Raw genomic sequence first — 22,368 nt, 5'->3', positions numbered from 1 at the left:
TTCCTTCTCCTACTGGCCAGGATATAGATAAAATGCTGCTTGAACGACTATCCAAAAAGCCCTTCTCGAAATCCTCGATCGCCATTAGGTTGAGTGTGCTGGTACTAGCAGTCTTGACCATATACGCTTTTGCCAGTTTTGATTATAAGGATGTTAAACTGTGGGACGCGCTATTATTGACCGTCGATAATTTGAAGACCATGTTTTTTGAGCCGCATTTGAAGCACTTTACCTTCACCCAAGCGCTTTATCAGGTGTCGGTTACATTAGGTTTAGCATTCTTAACGACAATATTTGGTGCAATCTTTGCCCTGATGTTGGGACTATTAGCGGCTGGAAATATCTCTTCCAAGTCATTATCGGTTGTCATAAAGGGATCCGTCGCCCTGATTAGAGCCGTGCCTACCGTGTTATGGGTCCTCATTTTTGCAGTCGCTGCAGGGTTGGGCAGTGTAGCGGCAGTTATAGGGATGACGTTTCACTCCATAAGTTACCTTGTAAAGGCCTACTCGGAATCCTTCGAGGAAATCGATAAAGGTGCTATAGAAGCCCTGCAAGCAAGCGGAGCGAATTGGTGGCAAATCGTGTTCCAAGTCATCATTCCATCTTCGATCACTTATATCATTTCATGGACTTTCATGCGCTTTGAAATCAATTTTGCAGTGGCGGTCGCAATGGGCGCAGCGGCAGGCGCAGGAGGAATCGGCTTCGATATGTTCATGGCAAGTGGGTTTTACTTCGACTTGAGTGAAATTGGAGCAATCACTTATTTTATCCTGATGATTGCAATCTGTCTTGAAATCTTCGCAACACAAATCAAAAGGAAACTAAAAGTATCATCTTGATGCCAGAATAGGAAATATGGGTTCTGTCCATCTATCATATTGGTGCAGCCCCGAAAGTTGAGTTCGTTTCATAGGATGCATGAAAAAGACCACAAAATGAAGTGGTCTCTTTGTTTGGAAATCGATTTAAAAGTTGCCATTGTCATGAAAGGCTTATATAAGGGAGGACTTTATTTCTTGTATCTGTTTGATATGCCTTTGTTCATGTAAGGATAATAATTCAATCCATTGATCCAATGAAAGGTCCCCGAACAGGGGATGCTTGGCTTTCTTTCTATTTAACAAGATATCTGAATCCATATCATAAAGAACCTGTAATAATCGATCCCTTGATTCTCCCAGCAAATCCATAAGGCTCGATAATTGAAATGGGGTTGAAGAGGGTGAAACGATGTCAGGGGCTACGAATTTCTTTGTTCTATTAGTAACCAGGTAAATGTTTTTTTGAATGATATTATTAAAATCCCTTTCCCGAATGCCATTTGCTATGGCTTCTGTAAAAACCTGTTCCGTAAGGTATAAATGATGGCAAATTTGGGCGATGCCCCATACTTCAGGTGCTGGCTTATGGTGGAGCATTTTTTCATCCAACTCCGTAATTTCCTCTATTAACTGTTTTCTTGATTCGAATAGCAAATCATACTCGATAAAATTCATGAGAACTCCCCTTTTGTGATACTCCCAAATGAAAGCGTCACTGAATTTTTGATATAGGAAAAAAATAAAGGGATATCTGACTGCATAAAGAATGCAAAAAAACTAAGGTGATACGATGTGGAACTTATTAAAAAACACAATGATTTTAAAAGGATCATGATTTTAATTCAATGGTGGAATATGAATGTGATGGCAGGGGTGTGATACTATACTATGCATTTAAGGAAGGTTTCTATTTGGGAAAAATCGTAAAATATATTTTCGATTGTACAAAAAAAGCATGTTTCAAGTGTAAGACATTGGTTCAAAGATTGGCTTTTATGCTATCTTGTGGAAGAGATGCAGATCTGAAGTCAGGTCTGTACTTCCAGGGACTGCATTTTTCCGAGCTTTGATACCCTATCATGCCTATGCAAAAAAGTTAAGTTTATGCCTACTTAGAATGTTTCGCTTCATTTACAAGAATGCGACGTCTCGGGCTTCCTATGATGAACAGGAAAATGTAAGTTGGCATTCAAAGGGAAAAGAAACTAAAAGAAGCTGAACATTGGAATTGATTATATCTGAATTATAGCACAGTTAATATTTTCCTAGAAATGATTATATAAAAAAGTCGGAGTGTTTACACATCGTCTTTTTCCTTATTATATGGGATAGACTATAGTTGCTAACGCTATGGGGAGCTAATAAACTGAAGATGGACAAAATGAACGAGGATGGTGAATGCCAATGGCTAAAACAATAGTAGAAAAACTGAATTTACATAAATATGAAAGGGTGGCAGTCTTGAATCTGCCAGCCGGGGCGGATTATTTAGCAGAACTGCCGGATTACGATACAGAGCTTACTGAAAATGCCTATGATCTTATATTTGCTTTTGTATTGGATATGGATTCTTTAAAAGGAATCGTGGATAAGGTGATCGAGAAAAATCATTTGAGTAAAAACGGCTATATTTTTTTGGCTTACCCCAAGAAAGGTAATAAAGAATATGCTACATATATTCATCGTGATGATCTGATGCAAGGCCTTGGTGCGGATGATGACGGTTATGTTGGCTCGAGTGACCTGAAGTTTGCACGTATGGTCGGGTTGGATGATGTCTTTACGGTAGTCGGACTGAAAGAAGATTCGAAAAATAGGAACCGTCCATCTACTAAAGCAAGCCAATCAGTAGATGATTATATCGAAATGATTTCTGAAATTGAGAAAGATTTGCAGGATTCTCCTGATTTGCTTGCGTTCTATCAATCACTTACCCCGGGGTATCGCAAGGATTGGGCCCGTTACGTGTATAGTGCAAAACAGGAGGCGACCCAAGTGAAACGGCGCCAGGAAATGAAAACGATTTTAGGGGAAGGTTACAAGAGCAGGGATCTATATCGAAGAAATAAATGAGGGTGGGGAATGTCTTCCATTCTCTTTTTATCTTGTTCTGTTCATCCTATCAAAAGCATATACTAGACCGAATCCAAACTTAAATCGTAATAATTATGATTTGCGAGGTGGTAGAATATGCTTTTGAAACGATACACGGGAAATTTACTGTTAGTGGTTCTGCTGTTCTTGATGCTGGCATTCTTTTTTCTAGGCGATGTATTCATTCCCGAAGCGATTGATTTCTCAGCTTTCCCGATGCTTCACTCTGTGTTCGTCGTGTTTTTGGGATTGTTTTTAGAATCGATTCCTTTCCTGTTCCTGGGGGCCATTGCCTCATCGTTCATCCAATTGTTCATCAGTGAAGAAATCATTCAGCGGATGATCCCAAAAAGACCCCTGACGGCCATTTTTGCTGCGATAGGGGCGGCGCTGGTCATTCCGGTTTGCGAATGTGCAATCATCCCGGTCGTCCGGAGATTGATCCAAAAGGGTGTCCCGGTCCATGCAGGTGTGGTCTTGCTCGTAACTGCCCCAATATTGAATGTCATCGTGTTCGGCTCCACTTATTATGCGTTCCAAAATAATCCGGCAATTCTATATGGAAGAATCATTCTTTGTGTCCTGACGGCCATAATCGTAGGTTTATTCATTCATATATTCAGTACGAGAGATGTGGTGAAAGAGGATAAAATCGAACTGGTTCACGGGCATGAACATGATATCCGGTCCAGTAAATGGACAAGCTTCATTGAACATACTTCACAGGAGTTTTTTATGGTCGGCAGATACTTTATCATCGGGGCCTTGTTTGCCAGTGTATTTCAAGTGTTTATGGATCGGTCCGTGATGGCCGATATTGGCCAGGCGCCAATGAAAGGCACGGCATTGATGATGGGAATCGCATTTGTGCTTTCACTCTGTTCATCAGCTGATGCATTCGTTGCCGCCTCCTTTTCCCATAGCTTTCTGCCAGGCTCCATACTCGGTTTCCTTGTATTCGGTCCCATGCTGGATTTGAAAAATGTCCTGATCATGATGTCCTGTTTTAAGCGGAGCTTCGTCGTCACGTATGTCCTGCTTGTTTTCGCAGTCGTCTTCAGCCTATGTCTGATTGCAGGCGGATTGATCAGTAAGGGGGGCTTCTGATGAAACGTTTATTTATCCAAAGACTTGAAGGATTGCTGCTGCTTGGACTGGGTCTCATGATCTTTAAATTGTATGTTTCAGGATATTTAACGAAATTGATTGCACCCAAAATGATTCCATATGCATTGGCGGCGCTTTTTGCCTTTTTAGTGATCAGCCTTATCCGAATGAAAAAACAAAAACAAGGTGGACATCATTGTGATTGCGGATCGAATGGAGAGTCTTCCGCGTCCGCACTGATCCTGAAATATAGTTTGTTCTTCATTCCGATTCTTCTGGGCTTCATCTTGACCGATTTTACATTAAGCGGTGAAGTGCTGGCGAAAAGGGGGCTGGCGAAGCAGCAGGCACAGATGGTAAGTTCATATGATTCAGGGAAACATGCGAATGGGGAGAAGATCTCTGTAACCGATGATAATTATTTTGAAGTGCTGGATGATTTACTGAACAACCTCGATACGATCGAGGGGAAGGAAATAGAGATTTCGGGTTTCATATACCGTGAGGATGCATTTACGAAAAAACAAATGGCCATCTCCCGCCTCTCCATGTCCTGCTGTGTGGTCGATGCGACGTTATACGGATATATGGTCAACGGGAATGTGGAAGGAATGAAGACGAATGATTGGTATACGATTACAGGGACATTAAAAAAAGGAAACTATAAAGGGGAACCCGTACCTGTGATCGATTTAAAAGCGTCGAAGAAAATAAAGGCACCCGAAGAAGCTTATTTATATGAAAATGTACAAATCATTCAGTAGAATTGGAAACCCCGGCAAAAGGATGGAAATCTTGCGCTGCGATCGAAAAAAACGGAAACGGCGACATTTGTTCGGGAGCACGTAACATAGTATAATGGCCTTACTATGGATAGGGTGTAAGGGGGGATAATCATGTCTTCAGGTAATCGAAACAATCAAATCGGGCCGCCGCGGTTTGCTATTGCCATTCACTCTCTGGTTTGGCTCGCACAAAGTGAAAAGCTCCTGACAAGTTCGGCAATCGCCTTAAAGGTGAAGTCACACGCCACTTTTTTAAGAAAGGTGATGGCCCAGCTTGCAGCTGCGGGGATCGTCGAAACGAAGGAAGGACGGGAAGGCGGATATAGCTTGAAGGTGCCTGCGTCTCAGCTTACTTTGGCCGATGTGTATCAAGCGGTACGGCCGGAATGCCTTGTTTGTTTGGAAACGAGCGAATGCGGAGAAGTCGGGAAGCAGCTCGATACGGCCTTGGAGGAGATCATGAACGAAGCCGAAAAGGAAACATTGCGCCTGCTAAAGGGCTATACATTGGAAGAATTCATGAAAAAAGTCGATTTCACCAACTTTGAAAATGAGTGTCTGGGGTAATATCCTTGCAAGAGGATACCCAGGATTATATAATGTGCTTAATGCGATTGCATTTAAAATGAGGAGGTATTTTACATGAAGGTGGAAATTTGGTCGGATTATCAATGTCCGTTCTGTTATATAGGAAAGCGTCGATTCGAAGAGGCGTTAAATCAGTTTGAAAATAAAGATGAGGTAGAGGTTTCATTTCGCAGTTTTGAGTTGAATCCAGAGGCTGAGCGGGATATCAATATGACTCAAAATGAAATGCTGGCCAAGAAATACGGCATGTCTCCAGCGCAGGTGGAAGCGAGCAGCCAAAACCTGACTCAACAGGCTAAAGAATTGGGACTCGATTATCATTTGGACAAAGTGGTCTTAACGAATTCGTTCGATGCCCACCGCTTGATGCACTTTGCTGAATCAGAAGGTAAAGAGAAAGAAATGAATGAACGCCTATTTAAAGCTTACTTTACGGAAGGCAAACATATTGGCGATCACGCTACATTGGCTAGTTTGGCTGAAGAGGTTGGCCTTGAAAAGTCCGAGACGGAGGCCATGCTGGCAGGCACGGCATTCACTGCAGAGGTTAGGGGAAATGAGCAAGAAGGAAGCCTGCTTGGTATTACAGGTGTGCCATTCTTCGTCATTAACCGCAAGTATGGAATCTCCGGCGCCCAGCCAACGGAAGCATTCCTGGATACGCTAAAAAAAGTATGGGCGGAGGAAAATCCGCTTACAATCGTGAATGATCCAGCAACAGGCGACACCTGTACGGACGGATCTTGTAACGTGCCGGAAAAATAATGTATGAAGAAGGAGACCCAAAACTGGGTCTCCTTTTTTACTTAAAGGAAATGTTATGTATGGAAAAGAATATAGTGTACGGGATGGCTTTTCGAAAAAGTCCGAAATGAAAGGGAGCTAAAATATGTATATAATGATTGGAATACTAGTCTTCGTGATTGCATGTGCAGTAACTGCCAAACTAATTTCCTATAAATATTGGACATGTATTTATACGGCATTCGGGAATGAAAATTATTTTAAAGTGGTTGCGAAATTGGAAAGGGAAGGCATACGATTCAAAACGAAAACGCCTATGAATTTAGGCTCTGAAAACTTTCAAAATCGCCATGAAAATACTCAATATGATGTTTTTGTAAAAAAGGAACAGGAGCATATTGCCCAAAGGGCACTAAACAAGAATTAACAAAAGTCAGATCGTTGAAAAATTGGTGTACTGCTGGCAGCTTTTTTACTGTGCTCCAAACTCACGAGTATTTGATCCAAACTTACGAGTAAAAGCCCGAAACTCACGAGTATATGCTCCAAACTTACGAGTAAAAGCCCGAAACTCACGAGTATGGGACTTATAAGAAGAAAAATGAATTTATATAGGATAAAAGAAAGAAAAAGCGTTGATTTTTGATATGGAATTCGTTTTTTATAGTTTCAAAGACTGAAAATTTGTATAATGGGTGAGATGGATTCAATTGAATGTACATATAGGAGGGGCATGGATGAGTAAGCTTAATGGCAGGACCGTTGCTTTATTGGGAGCGCGGAAGACGGAAGAACTTAGTAAAATCGTTCAAAACCTTGGAGGAGTCCCGCTCGTTCGCCCGGCACAGGGGACGGTATTCCTTGATGATTCCCATTTGGAAGAGGATGTCACCCGGTTGATGGCAGGGGAGTTCGATTGGATCATCCTTACGACGGGAGTGGGGACGGAATTATTATATAAAACGGCAGTGAAGATGGAAGCGGGAGATCGTTTCATTGAAGCTTTAAAGTCCATGAAAATTGCAGCCAGGGGCTATAAAACGGTGAATATGCTGAAAAAGCTTGGCCTGCAGCCATTCATCCGGGATGATGATGGCAGTACGGCAGGGCTTGTTCGCAATCTGGAAGGCCATCTGCCTAAAGGTGTAAAGGTCGCTTTGCAGCTTCACGGCGATCCGGCGCCTCTTTTGATGAACTGGTTGGATGAACAAAAAGTGGAACATAAAGAAATCCTTCCATATGAACATATACCGCCCGAAAAAGAAACGATGCAGCAGCTGATCCAAGAAATCCTTGAAGGCAAAATCGATTCGGTTGTGTTCACGAGTGCACCGCAGCCGCGAAATTTAATGAGATTTGTCCGTGAACAAGGTGTGGAGGATAAGATAACCGACCTGTTTGCATCAGATGTAATCGCTCTTGCGGTCGGAAAGGTAACGGCGCAGGTTGTAATCGATGAAGGGATCGAGCGGGTCATATATCCTGAAGATCAGCGGATGGGCAGTGCAATGGTGGAGCTGGTGAAATATTATCATGGAATAGCAAGCAGATAGGGGTGAGTTCGGCATGACCAAGGGCAAGGTCTTTTTTGTGGGTGCTGGTCCGGGTGATGTGGGCCTTATTAGCGTAAAGGGTCAAAAAGCGATTGAAAAAGCGGACATCATTTTATATGACAGATTGCTTAATCCCAAACTGTTGGAGGCTGCCTCCATCGATTGTGAATTGATATATTGTGGCAAGACACCTTATACGAATGGCATCAGTCAAGGGGAAATCAATGAGCTGCTTGTTTCCAAAGCATTGGCAGGGCATCGGGTCGTTCGCTTGAAAGGCGGGGACCCATCCGTTTTTGGAAGAGTTGGGGAGGAAGCTGAATCGTTGATAGATGTGGGAATTCCATTTGAAGTCATTCCTGGGGTTACTTCCAGCATTGCTGCATCCATGTACGCGGGAGTCCCCGTCACGCATCGGGATTATGGACGTTCCTTTGCGATGGTGACGGGCCATGACCAAACGAAGAAGGATATGGATTGGAACGGGCTTGTGAAAAGTATCGATACGGTTGCCTTTTATATGGGTGTGGCCAACCTTCCGTATATCCGCGAAAATTTGATCAATCATGGAAAGCCGAGGGATACGCCGGCACTCGTCATACAATGGGGCACTTATGGAAGACAGGAAAGTGTCGAGGGGACCTTGGATGATATCGTCGAAAGGGTAAGTGAAAGGTCGCTTGGCAATCCTGCGATAACCTTGGTCGGGGATATCATTTCACTAAGGGGAAAACTGCAATGGTTCGAAAAGAAGCCACTTTTTGGGCAACGATTTTTAGTGGCCCGGACCGGGACGGCAAAAAGCTCCTTGGCAGAAACCCTGCATGAGCTTGGCGGCGAAGTCATCGAGTTTCCTAAATGGAATGCGGCCAAAGTGAAAATAGATGAAAGTCAGCTGCTCTCATTTCTTTTGTATGATCGGATTCTCTTCACTTCTCCCGAAAGTGTCCATGGATTCTTGGATTCACTTACTGAACATGCTATTGATTTCCGCCGGATTTCTTCTAAACTTTATGTGTTATCAAGGAAATCGAAAAAGGCTTTACAGCAACGGGGACTGATGGCCGAGCTCAAATCCGAGATGTCGGAAGCCGGAACCCTGTTGGTTGTTGGAGATCGAAACAGAGATCCGGCTCATGGGGACGGAGACTATTTTCAATCAGTCGATAAATCCGTCGATGAAAGATTTCTTGAAATCCTTCCGAGAATGCTGGAAGGGATAGCTGTCGGAACGGTACTATTTTCGAATCGGCATTCAGTTGATATGCTGATGCAATATGGGAAAAAGGCAGACGTGGATGTTGAAGGGCTGCTAAACCAAGCCTCCATCGGGGTAATTGGGGAAAGTACCGGCAATAGACTTAAAGACTATGGATTTACATTGGACATGATGCCGAAAGAACCGTCTGTCGAACAATTGGTGGAGTTAATCTTGAATAGGAATGTCTCTAGGCTCTGATAAAACAGAGTCTATTTCCTTTGGTGGGGATTGGTTATTCATACCTGTTGAAATGTTGTTTGCGTTCAGTATTATGGACTATCGTGTTATCATTTAATTACGGGATAATCTGGAAATCCGTAATAACAGCCCGCACTTACTGCCTTTATTGGGGATTTCAGGAATGGGGGGTGACTTCATGTTTAATATTGGCGATATACATATGACAAAGATGAATAATTTGGAAATTAAAAGAGATGAATTACATGATCAATTGAAAAAAAGGATGACTGACTGCCCTTTCTTCTGGTCGTTAGGGTAGGGGGGCGTTAATGGATTTGGTCAGACAATGGACCCTCATACGATTTGAGGAGTAAGGAATAAAAGTCTTTTATTCCTTCACAGATTGGGTAGTATATATAAGTGACTTTTCCAGGGAGGCGAAGTAAATGAAACGGACATGGGAATTCGTATTAAGTATCATAGGCGTAGGTATCGCTGCGATTTTTTTAATCATGATGATCATAGCGGCCGTTTATGTCAACAGTATCGATATGAAAGAAATGATGGACTACTCTTTAATGACAGATTCTGAGTTTTCCTCGTCTGAGGTAGATATGTCGATCAAGTTGTTCATGGGCATACTATGGGCGGGAATCATATCGCTGTTCATTGCATTGGCGGGCGGTTTGATCGCTATCTTTCTATTAAAAGGCGGCAAAGCGAAGGGAGCCGGGATCTTATTGATCATTACGGGCATTCTGACGATCTTTCATGTGTGGCCGCTTATTTTCTTCATCATACCGGGCATTATGTGCCTTGTAAGGAAGCCGAGGGAAACGGTGGAAGTGATCGTTTGATCCGACACTGTACATAGTGTGAGTTGAAAACAAAGGAGCTGTCCCGAAAATGCGGGTAAGCTCCTTTTGTACTATGGGGATATTTTAGGGGAATATACCTTTTTATACCTGAAATCACCAGTCTATCATGTTACTATTATTATAGATTTAAATATAAATAGACTGGAGTTCGATCGATGAAGATACCTTTAATGAAGGTTGGGGCACTGACCTGTTTAACGCTCGGTTTGTTCAACGGACAGGCTTTTGCGGAGTCTGGAATAACCAATGCGTGTTCATCATTCGGTGAGATTCAATCCAATGTGAATCCTTCCCATAAGCAGATTAACTGCTTACTGACGAATGCCGCAATAGAGGCCGAAATCCCCCCTGAAGTTGTAAAAGCGGTGGCTACGCAGGAAAACGGGGATTGGAGGCAATTTAATGAGGTCGGTAAACCGATTATATCAGGCGATGGCGGTACCGGTCTTATGCAGCTTACCAATAAAAGTGGGTATGACCAGAAAAAGCTGGAAAATGATATAGCCTACAATATCGAGGCAGGCGTCGAGGTACTGAGTGGCATGTATTCAAGAAGGGATTTGCCCAAGATCAAAGGTGCAGGCCGCAGGGTCATCGAAAATTGGTATTTCCCTGTCATGGCATACAATGGGACAAAACCGGTTAACAGTCCTCTTTACCAGGAAAACGGTAAAATAAATCCTAATGCCTACCAAGAGGAAGTTTTTGCCGAGATAGAAAAGCAAAGTTATTTGGATGGCACAAAACTGGCCAAATATCCATTCAAAACAACGGATTTTCAATATGACCGGGAAAGCACCGAAAATATCATCTTTAAAAATCTTGAATACACACTGACAGACCAAACGCATGACTCTGTTTATTGGTTCAAGGCAGGAGACAAAGTTGTGACGACATCCAGTGCAAATATCAGGAAAGAAATAAGCACTACGGCAGGAGCAGTGCTTGTGCCGCCAAATACAAGCTTGATCATCACAGGGGATTTTGACTATCACGAATCCAAGGGAAATAAATTTGTCTTTTACCCTGTACAAACGGAAGACAAGAGTATTAAGGGGTATGTCTCATCGGCTTACATCTCCAATAGGCCATCGGCTGACCTGCCCATCAAGGATACGAATAAGCCTGTGATTTCAGGTGCTGATGGTAAATCGATTCCATTCAACTCATCTTTCAATCCTAAAACCAGCGTAAAGGCGAAGGATGATAAAGATGGTGACTTAACAAGTGCCATACGTGTGGAAGGTAAGGTGGATACCAAGAAAGTGGGCACCTATAATTTGACTTATACGGTAGCTGACAAAGCTGGGAATGTTGCCAAGGTCATAAGGAGAATAACCGTTTATGACAAAGTCAAGCCGGTGATTTCCGGTGCCGGGAATAAAACCATCAAACTTAATTCATCATTCAATCCAAAAACAAACGTGAGTGCCAAGGATAATGCCGATGGCAGCTTGACTAGTAAAATCAAAGTGACGGGTACAGTGAATACGAAGAAAAAGGGGACCTATACATTGAAGTATACGGTCACCGATTCATCGAAAAATGCAGCGACAGTCACAAGAAAGATCACGATAGATGGCACCAAGCCAGTCATCTCGGGAGCCAATAGTAAAACCGTCGGCTATTATTCGACATTCAACCCTAAATCAGGCGTATCCGCGAAAGATAACCTGGATGGCAACATGACTAGTAAAATAAAGGTGACAGGTACGGTGAATACAAAGAAAAAAGGAACGTATACATTAAAGTATACAGTCACTGATTCATCGAAAAATACTGCGACAGTCACAAGAAAGATTACCGTAGACAGCACCAAGCCGGTCATTTCCGGTGCAAAAAGCAAAACCATTGCCTATAACTCGTCATTCAATCCTAAATCAGGTGTATCCGCGAAAGATAATCTTGATGGAAGTTTAACAAGTAAGATCAAAATAACAGGGACTGTGAATACGAAGAAAAAAGGCACCTATACATTGACTTACACAGTTACGGATAAATCGAAGAACAAGGCAGAAGTAAAACGGAAAATCACTGTTAAATAGAAGGAATAAAGTCAATTTCACAATACATTTTTACCGTGAATTCAAACATGAATTCACGTTTTTTATTTCCTTGATATTACTACACTCTTTGATGTTTTTTCTCGAATATGGAAATAAGTATTGTACAGTGCGAATTTAACTGTGAATTACGAAGGATTTTATTTATTTTAAGTAGGCTCTGTTATCTTTCATTGTTGATTTACTTTATTAAACTATTTGGAAGTTTTGTTGAACAAGTTGTAAATTTAACATTTTAAAGGAGAAGCATTTCTTTGTAATGAGAAATGCTTTTTATTTTTGTCGAAATTAAAAGGATATTTTAATAACAATAATAATATAATAAAAAACAATACTAATTTATTGTAAAACAATAAATCGTGTGGTAAAGTCAAAACTGACATTAAATAAGTGAGGTGACTTTATGAAACGAGGAACAACACTCTTTTTGAAGATGGCTGTTATTCTTATTGGAATCCCAATTCTCGCTTTGTGCATATTTTTAGTGCCTAAGATTGGGGATTTTGCTGGAGAATTATATCCAAAAATGGCTTATATGAAATTTCTCGTTTTAATCGATATGTACGCAGCAGCGATTCCTTTTTACTTTGCTCTGTATCAGGCTTTTAAACTTTTAAGCTATATTGATAAGAACCAAGCGTTCTCGGCATTATCGGTAAAAGCATTACAGAATATAAAATACTGTGCCATCACAATCAGTACCTTGTATCTGCTAGGTATGCCGCTCTACTATCTCATGGGGAAGAGAGTTGACCCTCCAAGTTTCATACCAATCGGATTGATCATTATTTTCGCCTCTATGGTTATCGCCATTTTTGCCGCTGTCCTCCAACGGCTTTTAAAAGAAGCGATTAACATAAAATCAGAAAATGATTTGACGGTCTGAGGTGGAGGATATGGCAATTATTATTAATATTGATGTGATGTTAGCAAAACGAAAAATGAGCGTAACGGAGCTTTCGGAGAGGGTTGGAATTACTATGGCCAATCTTTCCATTCTGAAAAATGGAAAAGCAAAAGCGGTTCGTTTTTCAACATTAGAAGCGATATGTAAGACTTTGGATTGTCAGCCAGGTGAGATTTTGGAGTACAAAAGCGACGAAGACACTCAATAAAAAATGGCTGTTTTCGCATACTTTGTTGCTATTCACCAAGTAATGCGGTGTGGTTGATTTCCCCTCCAATGCTCGCTTTCCGCGGGGCGGGCGGTGAGTCTCCTCGGCGTAAACGCCTGTGGGGTCTCACCTGTCCCGCTGCTCCCGCAGGAGTCTCGCACTTCCGCTCCAATCAACCTTAAATCGTTTCATTTTAAAAACAACAATCTTTACGAAAAAGAGCTATAAAAATAGACAACAAATTTATTTAATTAAAGGTAGTCGATAGAGAATTTAAGGGATAGCCATTAAGCTATCCCTTCTTTGCGTTTGATGTTATTTAATCAGGGAATTCCCTTGATATTAGTGACAAAAAATTTGATGCGATTTGCAATGTTTGCACCTCAAAAGGGAACCCGTTACGCAATGGGGGGATCCTTTTTTTTTGCTGCCTGAATGTGTTTGGCTGAAAGATGTGCATATATAATAGTAGAAAGTGTTCAGCGACTGTTTCTCCAGGGTGGAGTGGATATTGATAAAAATGTTATAATTGTAAATACATGTAATTAAAGGTGATCTGAAGGGGGAATGTTTATGGGCAAAGAACACGGGCATGTGAACTGGATGGATCAGATTTTTAAGGAATATGAAAGGGACGGAGGGCTGAAGAATAATCCTGGCTTTGGAAAACCGCTTCCGGAGTCGGCGCTATCGGGAAATATATATGACAACTTCTTGACGAAGGCCAAGAATGCCGGATACCTTCCGCTTTGGATAAAATGGCAAAAGGAAATTCGGGAAGAGCTATCCGGATTGGTTCAATTGAAAAAAATGAATGGAACGGAATCTGAATTAATGAAACAAATGGATGAGATAAATGAGAAAGTCCGTACATATAATGCGATTTGTCCAGCCACAATGCAGCGCAGGGAAATAGAGTTGGAAAGCATCGAAATCCAGTATGAAAAATGGAAGTAATTGTTAATGTGTAAAATGCAGGTATTTGTATGACGTGATCATTAAAGGATTATGATATAATGACATGAATAAAAAATAGAGAGAGGGACTTCGATTGGAAAAAAGAAAAGAAGTTTTTTCATGGATAAAGGCGATATTGATTGCAGTCATTCTAGCTTTTTTAATTCGAACGTATATTTTTGCACCGATTGTCGTGGACGGTGAGTCAATGATGCCGACTCTGCAAGACCACGAGAGAATTGTTCTTACCAAGTTTGGAACGAATATTGATAATATAGACCGGTTTGATATTGTCGTTTTTCATGCAACGGTAGATAAAGATTATATAAAAAGGGTTATCGGTCTGCCAGGTGACCATATTGAATATAAAGATGATACGCTTTATATTAATGGGAAAGCTTATGAAGAACCTTACTTGGACAAATATAAGAATCAGATGGCAGGGGTGCCGCTTACTGAATCCTTCAAGCTAGAAGATTTAACAGGCAGCATGACAGTGCCGGAAGGCCAGTTGTTCCTTATGGGGGACAATCGCCAAAATAGTTTGGATAGTCGTGAAATAGGCACGATTTCCGTCGATGAAATTGTAGGCAAGGCGAATCTTGTGTATTGGCCAATTAATGAAATAAAGCTAGTTAATTAAGAAGAAGCGGACTCAGGTATAGAGTCCGCTTTATTGTTGCCGTTTTTTCATTTCCGTAAAGAGGAACTTCGATTAGCATGATCATACAGGCATTTCAACAAAAAACGTGTCCATTCTTCTTTTTTTTCTATTTTTTTTATGAAAACCCACTCATTTGGGTTAAATTAGGTTATCCTATTAAAAAGGAGTAATCACGTTACCCAGGCCCGCATAAGAAAATGGATTACTTTAAAATAGGGTGCTGAGATGGAGTACTTTAGATGGATATAGTAAAAGATTTAATATCAAACTATGGTTATTTTGCGATATATGGACTGTTGGCCATTGGGATTATTGGCTTGCCGGTACCTGATGAGTTCATGATGACTTTTGTCGGCTATTTGTCCTCCATTTCCGTTTTGAATGTCCAGGGAGCATTCCTTGTCAGTTTCCTTGGGTCGATATCCGGGATGCTTGTCAGTTATTTCATCGGAAAAAAGGTGGGGAAGCCTTTTTTGAGGAAGCATGGCAAGTGGATCAAAATGACCCCCGCGAGGTTGGAGAGATTGGAGCAATGGTTCAATAAATACGGTCCTTGGACCATTATCATAGCCTATTTCATCCCAGGAGTCCGTCACTTCGCCAGTTACATTTCCGGGATGAATGGAATGGGGAAACGAAAGTACTTTATCTTTGCAGGAGCAGGGGCTTTCAGCTGGTGTTTGGTATTTACGACTTTTGGTTATTTCATTGGTGTTTTAACGTAACTCATTTCAACTTACCAAATTTCTTTATTGGAATCAGAAAATCCCGTTTCTGGATCTTTAGAAACGGGATTTTCCATTTCTTCTGCTTATAATTATTGAGCTGAGTATCCGCCGTCGATGACAAGCTCTGCACCAGTTACATATGAAGCTTCATCGGATGCTAGATAAAGCACGGCATTTGCAATATCCGCCGGCTGACCCAAACGTTGTAATGGAGTTGCTTTGATCATTTGGTTGACTAACTCTTTTGACTCTTCTAATTTTTGAGTCATTGGTGTTTCGATGATACCAGGGAATACGGCATTGACACGGACGCCCATGCGGCCATATTGCGTTGCGGCAGCCCTGGAAATAGCACGAACGGCACCTTTTGAAGCTGAGTAAGAGTTTAAGCCCATTCCGATTTGAGCGGTGAAGGAAGAAATGTTTACAACTGCGCCTTTACCTTCTTTAGCCATGTGAGGAACAACGTGTTTCATTCCAAGGAATGGTCCAAATCCATTGATGCTTAACATTAGCTGCCAATCGGCCAATGTTGTATCGTTGATGCCTTTTTCTGTTGAGATACCGGCATTGTTTACCAAAATGTCGATTTTGCCAAATTTAGCGATAACTTCATTCGTCACCTTTTTCCAGCTTTCGTCTGAAGATACATCAAGTACAGTTCCATGGACATTATCCAGTTCATTCACAGCAGCTACAGCTTTTTCATTGATATCAGCAGCAATGACTTGTGCTCCTTCTTTTGTGAATAGGTCCACCATTTCCTTGCCCATACCAGATGCTCCGCCAGTGATAATGGCCACTTTATCAGTTAATCTTCCCATCATGATCACTCCTAATTAGTTGTTATAACGATGAATAAATGTTCAAGCATGGTTCAAAAGTGATATTATCAACGAGCAATACTATAACTCCTTCGGAAATCCGTCAAGCATTTTATTTTCCGGCTTCCGAATTTCCTTTTTCTTGCTGGATAAAAAGTGCATGTATGCCTGTGGAAAAAATGGACTTCCCATAACTGATGCTGATTGAAAGCGGTATCAATCTTTCAATCTTCTAATATTGAAACCGTAAATGATCCATATCCAAAATAGTTTTACCCGTTCTATTTGAAACAATTCACAAGTAATCTTGTAGAGGCATCTCATGCATGTCGGGAGCACCATATGTTCAATTCTAGTGATTAAAATTGAACACTGCAATCTTTTTGTACTTTGAATACAAATTTTTATAACTCCATTCCAATTCTGGCTTTTCAGAACTTTTATGTACATAGGAGGTCATCATTTTATGAATAACAGAATGTATCTTTCCCTGGCCATCCCGCTTACGATTTCGACGATGAGTACGCCCTTGCTCGGTGCGGTCGATACGGCTGTGGTTGGAAAGTTGAGTGATCCCGCTTATATTGGCGGGGTGGCTGTCGGAACGATAATTTTTAATACGATGTATTGGCTTTTTGGTTTTCTGCGGGTCAGTACATCTGCCTTTGCTGCACAAGCGGAGGGGGCACGGGATGAAAAGCAAAGCCTGATGGCCTTGATTCGGCCTTTTTTCATTGCAGCGATCATCGGCCTGCTTTTTATCGTGATCCAAAAACCCATTTTGAATATCTCGTTAGGTGCAATCGGTCCGGAATCGGACGTTTCCGCCTTTGCCGCGGATTATTTCGGCATCAGGATATGGGGGGCACCTTTTGCATTATTGAACTATGTCATCTTAGGCTGGTTAATCGGGAAATCCAGGATAAAAACATCTTTGTTCATTCAAGTTTTCATGAACGTGATCAATATTGTCTTATGCCTCGTTTTTGTAAATGGCTTTTCGTGGTCTGTATCAGGGGTTGCTGCCGCTTCATTGATATCAGAAATTTCCGCTTTTTTACTGGGCCTATGGGTCATCCGGAAAGCGGTTAACGTACCGGATTCATTTTCATTCCGGGAGGGGTTCGATCGGGCTTCCTTGAAAAAAATGATGGTGGTCAACAGGGATTTATTCATCAGGACCATTTGCCTGATCACGGTTTTCAATCTTTTTACGGCCAAGGGAGCCACTTTCGGGACAGAGACACTGGCGGCCAATGCCGTACTCATTCAAATCCATTACCTGATGGCCTATTGCTTTGATGGCTTCGCGAACGCGTCGAGTCTTCTGGTCGGGAAGGCGATTGGTTCGAGAGATATAAACCTTTATAAAAAAACACTCTCACTATCGGCGCGGTGGGGCTTGTATGCTTCGTTCATACTTGCCGCATCTTACTATCTATTCAGCGATAGGGTCATTCTCCTTTTCACGGACATTCCCGGCGTCATCGAACTTGCCCATGAATATGGACTTTGGATAGTCCTATTCCCATTCAGTGCCTTTATCGGACTCATTTTTTATGGAGTGTTTACCGGTGCCACAGAAGCCGTTCCAGTAAGGAACTCAATGCTCCTTGCACTATTCGCTTTTCTACTTGTCCAATTCACAGCGGTCAGCAATCATGGCAATCATGGATTATGGCTTGCATTCCTGGCTTTCAGTTTAGGACGTTCCGTATTCTTAGCTCTATACATCCCAAGGCTGAACCGAAAAGTGGCAAAGCTTATGGATGCCGATAGACTAATGAAATCATCTTCTTTTTAATAAAATCTCTTTTCGTAAAGATTGTTGTTTTTAAAACGAAGCGGAAGTGCGAGACTCCTGCGGGAGCATCTGGAGGGGAAATCAACCACACCGCATTACTTGGTGAATAGCAACAAAGTATGCGAAAACAGCCTTAATAAAAGAGGGTGTTTTTTTAAAATGCAGGGAATTTTATCGGTAGTTTGATGTTGGCGATAATACGGGAATACGAAGAATAGGTAGCAACGCTTGGCGAATCAGGTAGTAAAAGTGATAAAATGAAAAATATATATAAAAGAGGAGTTGTCGTATTTTGAGTGAATTGAATTGGCGAGAAGAAGTTGAAAAACGGAAAATGGACCTATTACTGGACACACAAAACTTATTGAAAATAAAAAGTGTATTGGATGAAGAAGATCCGACAGAGGAGGCCCCATTCGGTAAAGGTGTGAAGGAAGCGCTTGATTTCATGCTTCAATTAGGCGAAAAAGATGGTTTTACTGTTAAGAATGTCGATAATGTCGCTGGTCATATCGAAATGGGTGAAGGCGAGGAGTTAATCGGGATATTATGCCATGTCGACGTGGTACCTGAGGGAGATGGCTGGAGTTCGGATCCGTTCGGTGCTGAAATCCGCAATGGCCGCATATATGCTCGCGGGGCAATCGATGATAAAGGGCCGACGATGGCTGCCTATCATGCGATGAAGCTGGTCCGGGAGCTAGGAGAACCTTTGAACAAACGTGTGAGGATGATCATTGGAACCGATGAAGAATCGAACTGGCGCTGCGTTGACCGGTACTTTGAAGTGGAGGAAATGCCCTCGATCGGCTTCGCACCAGATGCTGACTTCCCGATCATCAGTGCGGAAAAAGGAATTTGGGATTTCTCGGTTATACACCCTGCCGATGCAGGAAATGGCACGAACTCTGAAGTGAATGTTATGGAATTTTCTTCAGGTCGAAGGACGAATATGGTACCGGATTTTGCTACGGCCATTGTGGAAGCGGCCAACCCTGCTGAAGTGGCGGCAAACTATCAGGATTATTTGCAAAAATACTCATTGAGGGGCCAAGCAGTTCCGCAAAAAAATCAAGTGCTGCTTGAAATGATCGGAGTCTCGGCACACGCGATGGAACCGAAAAATGGAAAGAATGCAGGTCTGCATTTAGCCGTATTTTTAGCTGATCTTACTCTTGATCCGCATGCGAAAGCCTACTTCACTTTCATAAAGGATCGTTTGTTTGAAGATTCCCGCGGAAATAATTTGGGTGTGGCTTATTCGGATGAGCAAACAGGAGAATTGACGGTCAATGCCGGCGTTTTCCATTATTCTAAACAAGGCGACAGCTCGATTGGTTTCAGCATGCGTTATCCGGTGACGTTTGAGTGGGAACAGCAAAAGGCGGCATTGGAGGAAAGACTTGCGGCATATAATTTGAAAGTGAAGACCAATTCGCATTCAACTCCACATTTTGTGGACAGTGAAAGCTTCTTGATCAAGACGTTGCAGGAAGTTTATGAAGCGGAGACAGGTGATAAAGCTGAACTCCTTTCGATTGGCGGCGGCACATACGCCCGTTCATTGAAAGAAGGCGTTGCATTTGGCCCGCTTTTCCCTGGAAGCGAAGACATTGCACATCAGAAAGATGAATATATTGATATTGAAGATATGCTTAAGGCTACGTCCATTTATGCACGTGCCATTCATGAATTGGCTAAATAAGAGGCAAAGAGGGAGAAAGACATGGGGAAAATCATTTTTAACGGCGACCTAAAAAGCAGGTCCGAAGTAAAGGTAGATATTGAAGACCGGGGATATCAATTTGGAGATGGCGTCTATGAAGTCATCCGGGTTTATAATGGCGAATTATTTGCGGGGGACATGCACCTGAACCGGCTGATGGACAGTGCCAAGTTGATACAGATGAAAGTTTCCTTTACTGCAGCGGAAATCAAAACCCGCATGGAAGAGCTGATCGCTGAAGATCAACTGAAGGACGGTATCGTCTATATGCAGCTGACAAGGGGCGTATCTCCGCGTACACACTCATTTCCAACGGCTGAGGTGGAACCGGTCTTTGTTGCCTATACCAAGGAAATTCCTTATACAGGAAAAAACAAGCCAGGGGTCAAGGCAGTGACCACCGACGATATACGCTGGCTGCGCTGTAATATCAAGAGCTTGAATCTACTGGGTAATATAATGGCTAAACAGCAAGCGGTAGAGGCCGGCTGTGATGAAGCGATCCAGCATCGTGATGGTACGGTGACGGAGGGAAGTTCGTCCAATGTCTCAATCGTGGTGGATGGCCTACTTAAAACGCATCCGGCCACAAACTTGATCCTGAATGGAATTACCCGTCAGGTGATGCTGAAACTTTGCGCTGATCATGGGATTCCATATGTCGAGGAGGCCTTCACCGTCGAGGAAATGATGGCAGCCGATGAAGTCCTTTATACAAGCACAAGCGTCGAAGTGACACCAATTATTAATATCGATGGCCAATCGATTGCAGCCGGGGAACCCGGTCCGTTAACCAAAAGACTGCAAAAACTGTTTTCCGAGGAAATCGAGAAGCAATGCGGTTCCGTTAAATAGATAAAAGCCCCTTTGCCACTATTGGCAAAGGGGTTTTTATCTTTGTAGCCGGAAGCGGATGCCATCATCGAATCCCCGTTTACGTTAATTACATCTTTATGCAATCATCTCTTTTTGACATTTTCAAGAACCAGGAATATACTTGCTAATAACCTAAAAAGTTTACCTGTCGCAACAATTTGAGTTGCGTGTAAAAAGGAGTTGAAATAGATATGTCCGATGTGTTGCATCAATCTTCTTCAAGAGGAATAAAAAAACTGCTTCCCTATCTAGGGCCTGCCTTTATAGCGGCTGTGGCCTATATTGATCCAGGGAATTATGCGACCAATATTACAGCCGGGTCAAAATATGGCTATACGTTATTATGGGTTATCTTCGCATCCAATTTAATGGCTGTGCTAATCCAATCACTATCAGCTAAATTGGGGATAGCCACTGGAAAGAACCTTCCAGAGCTATGCAGGGAAAGATTTTCGAAAAAAACATCTTTCTTATTATGGATTCAGGCCGAAGCCGTTATAATGGCAACCGACCTAGCTGAATTCATAGGAGCTGCACTAGGGATTTATTTGCTATTTGACTTACCGCTTATCACTTCGGCAATAATTGCGGCGATTGGTTCCTTTGCCATTCTCGAATTCCAGCGCAGGGGTTATCGGACATTCGAAGCTCTGATCACGGTCATGATATTTGTCGTTGTGATAGCATTTGGTGCTCAAGTTTTTTATGCAAAACCTGACACTTCAGCCGTTGTATTAGGACTCTTCACTCCAAAGTTCGAGGGAGTGGACAGTATTTTGCTATCGGCCGGTATGCTTGGAGCCACCGTTATGCCACATGCGATCTACCTTCATTCTTCTTTGACTCAAAGAAGAATAGTCGGAAAAAACGATTTGGAAAGAAAAAGGATTTTTCGTTTTGAGCTAATTGACATTGTCATCGCCATGTTGATTGCAGGCGCGATCAATGCCGCCATGGTCATAGTTTCAGCTGCCCTATTTCATAAGAATGGAATACTTGTAGAGGACTTGGATGTTGCCTATCAACAATTCGGTGCGATGCTTGGACCATCAGTCGCGATGTTCTTTGGAATAGGATTATTATTTGCCGGTTTATCCAGCTCATCCGTTGGTGTAATGACAGGTGATGTAGTCATGCAAGGATTCATTAAAAGGCATATACCGATTTATTTAAGAAGGGTCATTACCACCGTTCCGCCCCTGCTCATAATATTATGGGGAGTGAACCCATCCAAAGCACTTGTGATGAGCCAAATTGTACTCTCGTTCGGCATCGCGTTTGCCTTAGTGCCATTGATCATGTTTACAAGCAATGAAAAAATCATGGGCAGCTTGGTCAACCATAAAATCACCTCGGGCATCGCTTGGCTTATAGCTGTACTTATCATTGGACTGAACTTGTTCCTGCTGTACGAAACACTGTTCAGCTAAAAGAAGAAATGTCAGGGAAGGACCAATTTTTTGGTCCTTTTTTGTTTTATTCTTGCTGTATTTTTCGTTTTATGCGACCCTTCGTTCATAGTATGGTAGATTGGGAATGTTCCTGAAGGAGGGAATATTTATTAGGAAGCCCAGGAAAAGGTATAGGCAATGGA

General features: G+C 42.2%; 23 protein-coding genes. 21 read left to right on the top strand and 2 right to left on the bottom strand.

All coding sequences use genetic code 11. The features are described from left to right. The first annotated feature begins 32 nt into the window (after positions 1-32). A complete protein-coding gene (locus tag QNH43_RS20420; RefSeq protein WP_283918408.1) occupies positions 33-845 on the top strand; it encodes a PhnE/PtxC family ABC transporter permease in 813 nt (270 codons plus the stop codon). A gap of 153 nt (positions 846-998) precedes the next feature. Here QNH43_RS20420 and QNH43_RS20415 read toward each other — a convergent pair whose 3' ends face one another. Then, a complete protein-coding gene (locus tag QNH43_RS20415) occupies positions 999-1,502 on the bottom strand; it encodes a DinB family protein (protein ID WP_283915432.1) in 504 nt (167 codons plus the stop codon). 729 nt (positions 1,503-2,231) lie between these two features. Here QNH43_RS20415 and QNH43_RS20410 point away from each other — a divergent pair. From QNH43_RS20410 to QNH43_RS20335, 16 genes are all read left to right on the top strand, one after another. Next, the gene (locus QNH43_RS20410) at positions 2,232-2,900 is read left to right on the top strand and encodes a YdeI/OmpD-associated family protein (RefSeq protein WP_283915431.1); all 669 of its coding nucleotides are present in this window, start codon (positions 2,232-2,234) and stop codon (positions 2,898-2,900) included. 117 nt (positions 2,901-3,017) lie between these two features. Continuing rightward, positions 3,018-4,028 (top strand): permease, encoded by a 1,011-nt coding sequence (locus QNH43_RS20405; RefSeq protein WP_283915430.1) that lies wholly within the window; start codon positions 3,018-3,020, stop codon positions 4,026-4,028. Beyond that, on the top strand, positions 4,028-4,792 hold the full coding sequence (locus tag QNH43_RS20400; protein WP_283915429.1) for a TIGR03943 family putative permease subunit: 765 nt from the start codon (positions 4,028-4,030) through the stop codon (positions 4,790-4,792). The genes QNH43_RS20405 and QNH43_RS20400 overlap by 1 nt, the downstream gene beginning before the upstream one ends. Before the next feature lie 132 nt (positions 4,793-4,924). Further along, the gene (locus QNH43_RS20395; protein ID WP_283915428.1) at positions 4,925-5,380 is read left to right on the top strand and encodes an RrF2 family transcriptional regulator; all 456 of its coding nucleotides are present in this window, start codon (positions 4,925-4,927) and stop codon (positions 5,378-5,380) included. Between the two features lie 75 nt (positions 5,381-5,455). Continuing rightward, positions 5,456-6,166 carry a DsbA family oxidoreductase gene (locus QNH43_RS20390; protein ID WP_283915427.1) on the top strand — a complete coding sequence of 237 codons (711 nt, stop codon included), beginning with the start codon at positions 5,456-5,458 and terminating at the stop codon, positions 6,164-6,166. Between the two features lie 124 nt (positions 6,167-6,290). Next, the gene (locus tag QNH43_RS20385; RefSeq protein ID WP_283915426.1) at positions 6,291-6,572 is read left to right on the top strand and encodes a hypothetical protein; all 282 of its coding nucleotides are present in this window, start codon (positions 6,291-6,293) and stop codon (positions 6,570-6,572) included. A gap of 310 nt (positions 6,573-6,882) precedes the next feature. After that, the gene (locus tag QNH43_RS20380) at positions 6,883-7,698 is read left to right on the top strand and encodes a uroporphyrinogen-III synthase (RefSeq protein ID WP_283915425.1); all 816 of its coding nucleotides are present in this window, start codon (positions 6,883-6,885) and stop codon (positions 7,696-7,698) included. Between the two features lie 13 nt (positions 7,699-7,711). Further along, a complete protein-coding gene (cobA, locus tag QNH43_RS20375) occupies positions 7,712-9,157 on the top strand; it encodes a uroporphyrinogen-III C-methyltransferase (protein WP_283915424.1) in 1,446 nt (481 codons plus the stop codon). Between the two features lie 178 nt (positions 9,158-9,335). After that, entirely contained in the window at positions 9,336-9,458 is a 123-nt protein-coding gene (locus QNH43_RS20370) for a hypothetical protein (protein WP_283915423.1), read from the top strand. 127 nt (positions 9,459-9,585) lie between these two features. Next, positions 9,586-9,996 carry a DUF4064 domain-containing protein gene (locus QNH43_RS20365; protein WP_283915422.1) on the top strand — a complete coding sequence of 137 codons (411 nt, stop codon included), beginning with the start codon at positions 9,586-9,588 and terminating at the stop codon, positions 9,994-9,996. 176 nt (positions 9,997-10,172) lie between these two features. Next, positions 10,173-12,062 (top strand): immunoglobulin-like domain-containing protein, encoded by a 1,890-nt coding sequence (locus QNH43_RS20360; protein WP_283915421.1) that lies wholly within the window; start codon positions 10,173-10,175, stop codon positions 12,060-12,062. A gap of 421 nt (positions 12,063-12,483) precedes the next feature. Next, a complete protein-coding gene (locus tag QNH43_RS20355; protein ID WP_283915420.1) occupies positions 12,484-12,966 on the top strand; it encodes a DUF2975 domain-containing protein in 483 nt (160 codons plus the stop codon). A gap of 10 nt (positions 12,967-12,976) precedes the next feature. Next, positions 12,977-13,195: a helix-turn-helix domain-containing protein gene (locus tag QNH43_RS20350; RefSeq protein WP_283915419.1), complete on the top strand. Its 219-nt coding sequence runs from the start codon at positions 12,977-12,979 to the stop codon at positions 13,193-13,195. A 573-nt stretch (positions 13,196-13,768) separates the two neighbouring features. Beyond that, positions 13,769-14,152: a DnaJ family domain-containing protein gene (locus tag QNH43_RS20345; RefSeq protein ID WP_283915418.1), complete on the top strand. Its 384-nt coding sequence runs from the start codon at positions 13,769-13,771 to the stop codon at positions 14,150-14,152. A 94-nt stretch (positions 14,153-14,246) separates the two neighbouring features. Beyond that, entirely contained in the window at positions 14,247-14,795 is a 549-nt protein-coding gene (gene lepB, locus QNH43_RS20340; RefSeq protein ID WP_076364604.1) for a signal peptidase I, read from the top strand. A gap of 260 nt (positions 14,796-15,055) precedes the next feature. Beyond that, positions 15,056-15,541, top strand: a complete 486-nt coding sequence (locus QNH43_RS20335) for a DedA family protein (RefSeq protein WP_076364606.1) — start codon at positions 15,056-15,058, stop codon at positions 15,539-15,541. A gap of 92 nt (positions 15,542-15,633) precedes the next feature. On the opposite strand, the gene QNH43_RS20330 is transcribed toward QNH43_RS20335, so the two are convergent. Then, positions 15,634-16,368 carry an SDR family NAD(P)-dependent oxidoreductase gene (locus QNH43_RS20330; RefSeq protein WP_283915417.1) on the bottom strand — a complete coding sequence of 245 codons (735 nt, stop codon included), beginning with the start codon at positions 16,366-16,368 and terminating at the stop codon, positions 15,634-15,636. A gap of 466 nt (positions 16,369-16,834) precedes the next feature. Here QNH43_RS20330 and QNH43_RS20325 point away from each other — a divergent pair, with 466 nt between their 5' ends. From QNH43_RS20325 to QNH43_RS20310, 4 genes are all read left to right on the top strand, one after another. Beyond that, positions 16,835-18,172: an MATE family efflux transporter gene (locus QNH43_RS20325; RefSeq protein WP_283915416.1), complete on the top strand. Its 1,338-nt coding sequence runs from the start codon at positions 16,835-16,837 to the stop codon at positions 18,170-18,172. A 292-nt stretch (positions 18,173-18,464) separates the two neighbouring features. Next, positions 18,465-19,877 (top strand): dipeptidase PepV, encoded by a 1,413-nt coding sequence (gene pepV / locus QNH43_RS20320; RefSeq protein ID WP_283915415.1) that lies wholly within the window; start codon positions 18,465-18,467, stop codon positions 19,875-19,877. A 21-nt stretch (positions 19,878-19,898) separates the two neighbouring features. Next, complete coding sequence (dat, locus tag QNH43_RS20315; protein WP_283915414.1) at positions 19,899-20,753, top strand: D-amino-acid transaminase; 855 nt, start codon at positions 19,899-19,901, stop codon at positions 20,751-20,753. A gap of 212 nt (positions 20,754-20,965) precedes the next feature. Then, positions 20,966-22,204: an Nramp family divalent metal transporter gene (locus QNH43_RS20310; RefSeq protein WP_283915413.1), complete on the top strand. Its 1,239-nt coding sequence runs from the start codon at positions 20,966-20,968 to the stop codon at positions 22,202-22,204. The last annotated feature ends 164 nt before the right edge of the window (positions 22,205-22,368 follow it).

The organism is Peribacillus simplex, assembly GCF_030123325.1.
Classification (GTDB): Bacteria; Bacillota; Bacilli; order Bacillales; family DSM-1321; genus Peribacillus; species Peribacillus simplex_D.
This window is presented reverse-complemented; position numbering and strand designations above follow the sequence as displayed.

Coding starts and splice junctions, on each gene's coding strand:
- QNH43_RS20420 (WP_283918408.1), top strand. CDS start 33: ATGCTGCTTGAACGACTATCCAAAAAGCCCTTCTCGAAATCCTCGATC.
- QNH43_RS20415 (WP_283915432.1), bottom strand. CDS start 1,502: ATGAATTTTATCGAGTATGATTTGCTATTCGAATCAAGAAAACAGTTA.
- QNH43_RS20410 (WP_283915431.1), top strand. CDS start 2,232: ATGGCTAAAACAATAGTAGAAAAACTGAATTTACATAAATATGAAAGG.
- QNH43_RS20405 (WP_283915430.1), top strand. CDS start 3,018: ATGCTTTTGAAACGATACACGGGAAATTTACTGTTAGTGGTTCTGCTG.
- QNH43_RS20400 (WP_283915429.1), top strand. CDS start 4,028: ATGAAACGTTTATTTATCCAAAGACTTGAAGGATTGCTGCTGCTTGGA.
- QNH43_RS20395 (WP_283915428.1), top strand. CDS start 4,925: ATGTCTTCAGGTAATCGAAACAATCAAATCGGGCCGCCGCGGTTTGCT.
- QNH43_RS20390 (WP_283915427.1), top strand. CDS start 5,456: ATGAAGGTGGAAATTTGGTCGGATTATCAATGTCCGTTCTGTTATATA.
- QNH43_RS20385 (WP_283915426.1), top strand. CDS start 6,291: ATGTATATAATGATTGGAATACTAGTCTTCGTGATTGCATGTGCAGTA.
- QNH43_RS20380 (WP_283915425.1), top strand. CDS start 6,883: ATGAGTAAGCTTAATGGCAGGACCGTTGCTTTATTGGGAGCGCGGAAG.
- cobA (WP_283915424.1), top strand. CDS start 7,712: ATGACCAAGGGCAAGGTCTTTTTTGTGGGTGCTGGTCCGGGTGATGTG.
- QNH43_RS20370 (WP_283915423.1), top strand. CDS start 9,336: ATGTTTAATATTGGCGATATACATATGACAAAGATGAATAATTTGGAA.
- QNH43_RS20365 (WP_283915422.1), top strand. CDS start 9,586: ATGAAACGGACATGGGAATTCGTATTAAGTATCATAGGCGTAGGTATC.
- QNH43_RS20360 (WP_283915421.1), top strand. CDS start 10,173: ATGAAGATACCTTTAATGAAGGTTGGGGCACTGACCTGTTTAACGCTC.
- QNH43_RS20355 (WP_283915420.1), top strand. CDS start 12,484: ATGAAACGAGGAACAACACTCTTTTTGAAGATGGCTGTTATTCTTATT.
- QNH43_RS20350 (WP_283915419.1), top strand. CDS start 12,977: ATGGCAATTATTATTAATATTGATGTGATGTTAGCAAAACGAAAAATG.
- QNH43_RS20345 (WP_283915418.1), top strand. CDS start 13,769: ATGGGCAAAGAACACGGGCATGTGAACTGGATGGATCAGATTTTTAAG.
- QNH43_RS20335 (WP_076364606.1), top strand. CDS start 15,056: ATGGATATAGTAAAAGATTTAATATCAAACTATGGTTATTTTGCGATA.
- QNH43_RS20330 (WP_283915417.1), bottom strand. CDS start 16,368: ATGGGAAGATTAACTGATAAAGTGGCCATTATCACTGGCGGAGCATCT.
- QNH43_RS20325 (WP_283915416.1), top strand. CDS start 16,835: ATGAATAACAGAATGTATCTTTCCCTGGCCATCCCGCTTACGATTTCG.
- dat (WP_283915414.1), top strand. CDS start 19,899: ATGGGGAAAATCATTTTTAACGGCGACCTAAAAAGCAGGTCCGAAGTA.
- QNH43_RS20310 (WP_283915413.1), top strand. CDS start 20,966: ATGTCCGATGTGTTGCATCAATCTTCTTCAAGAGGAATAAAAAAACTG.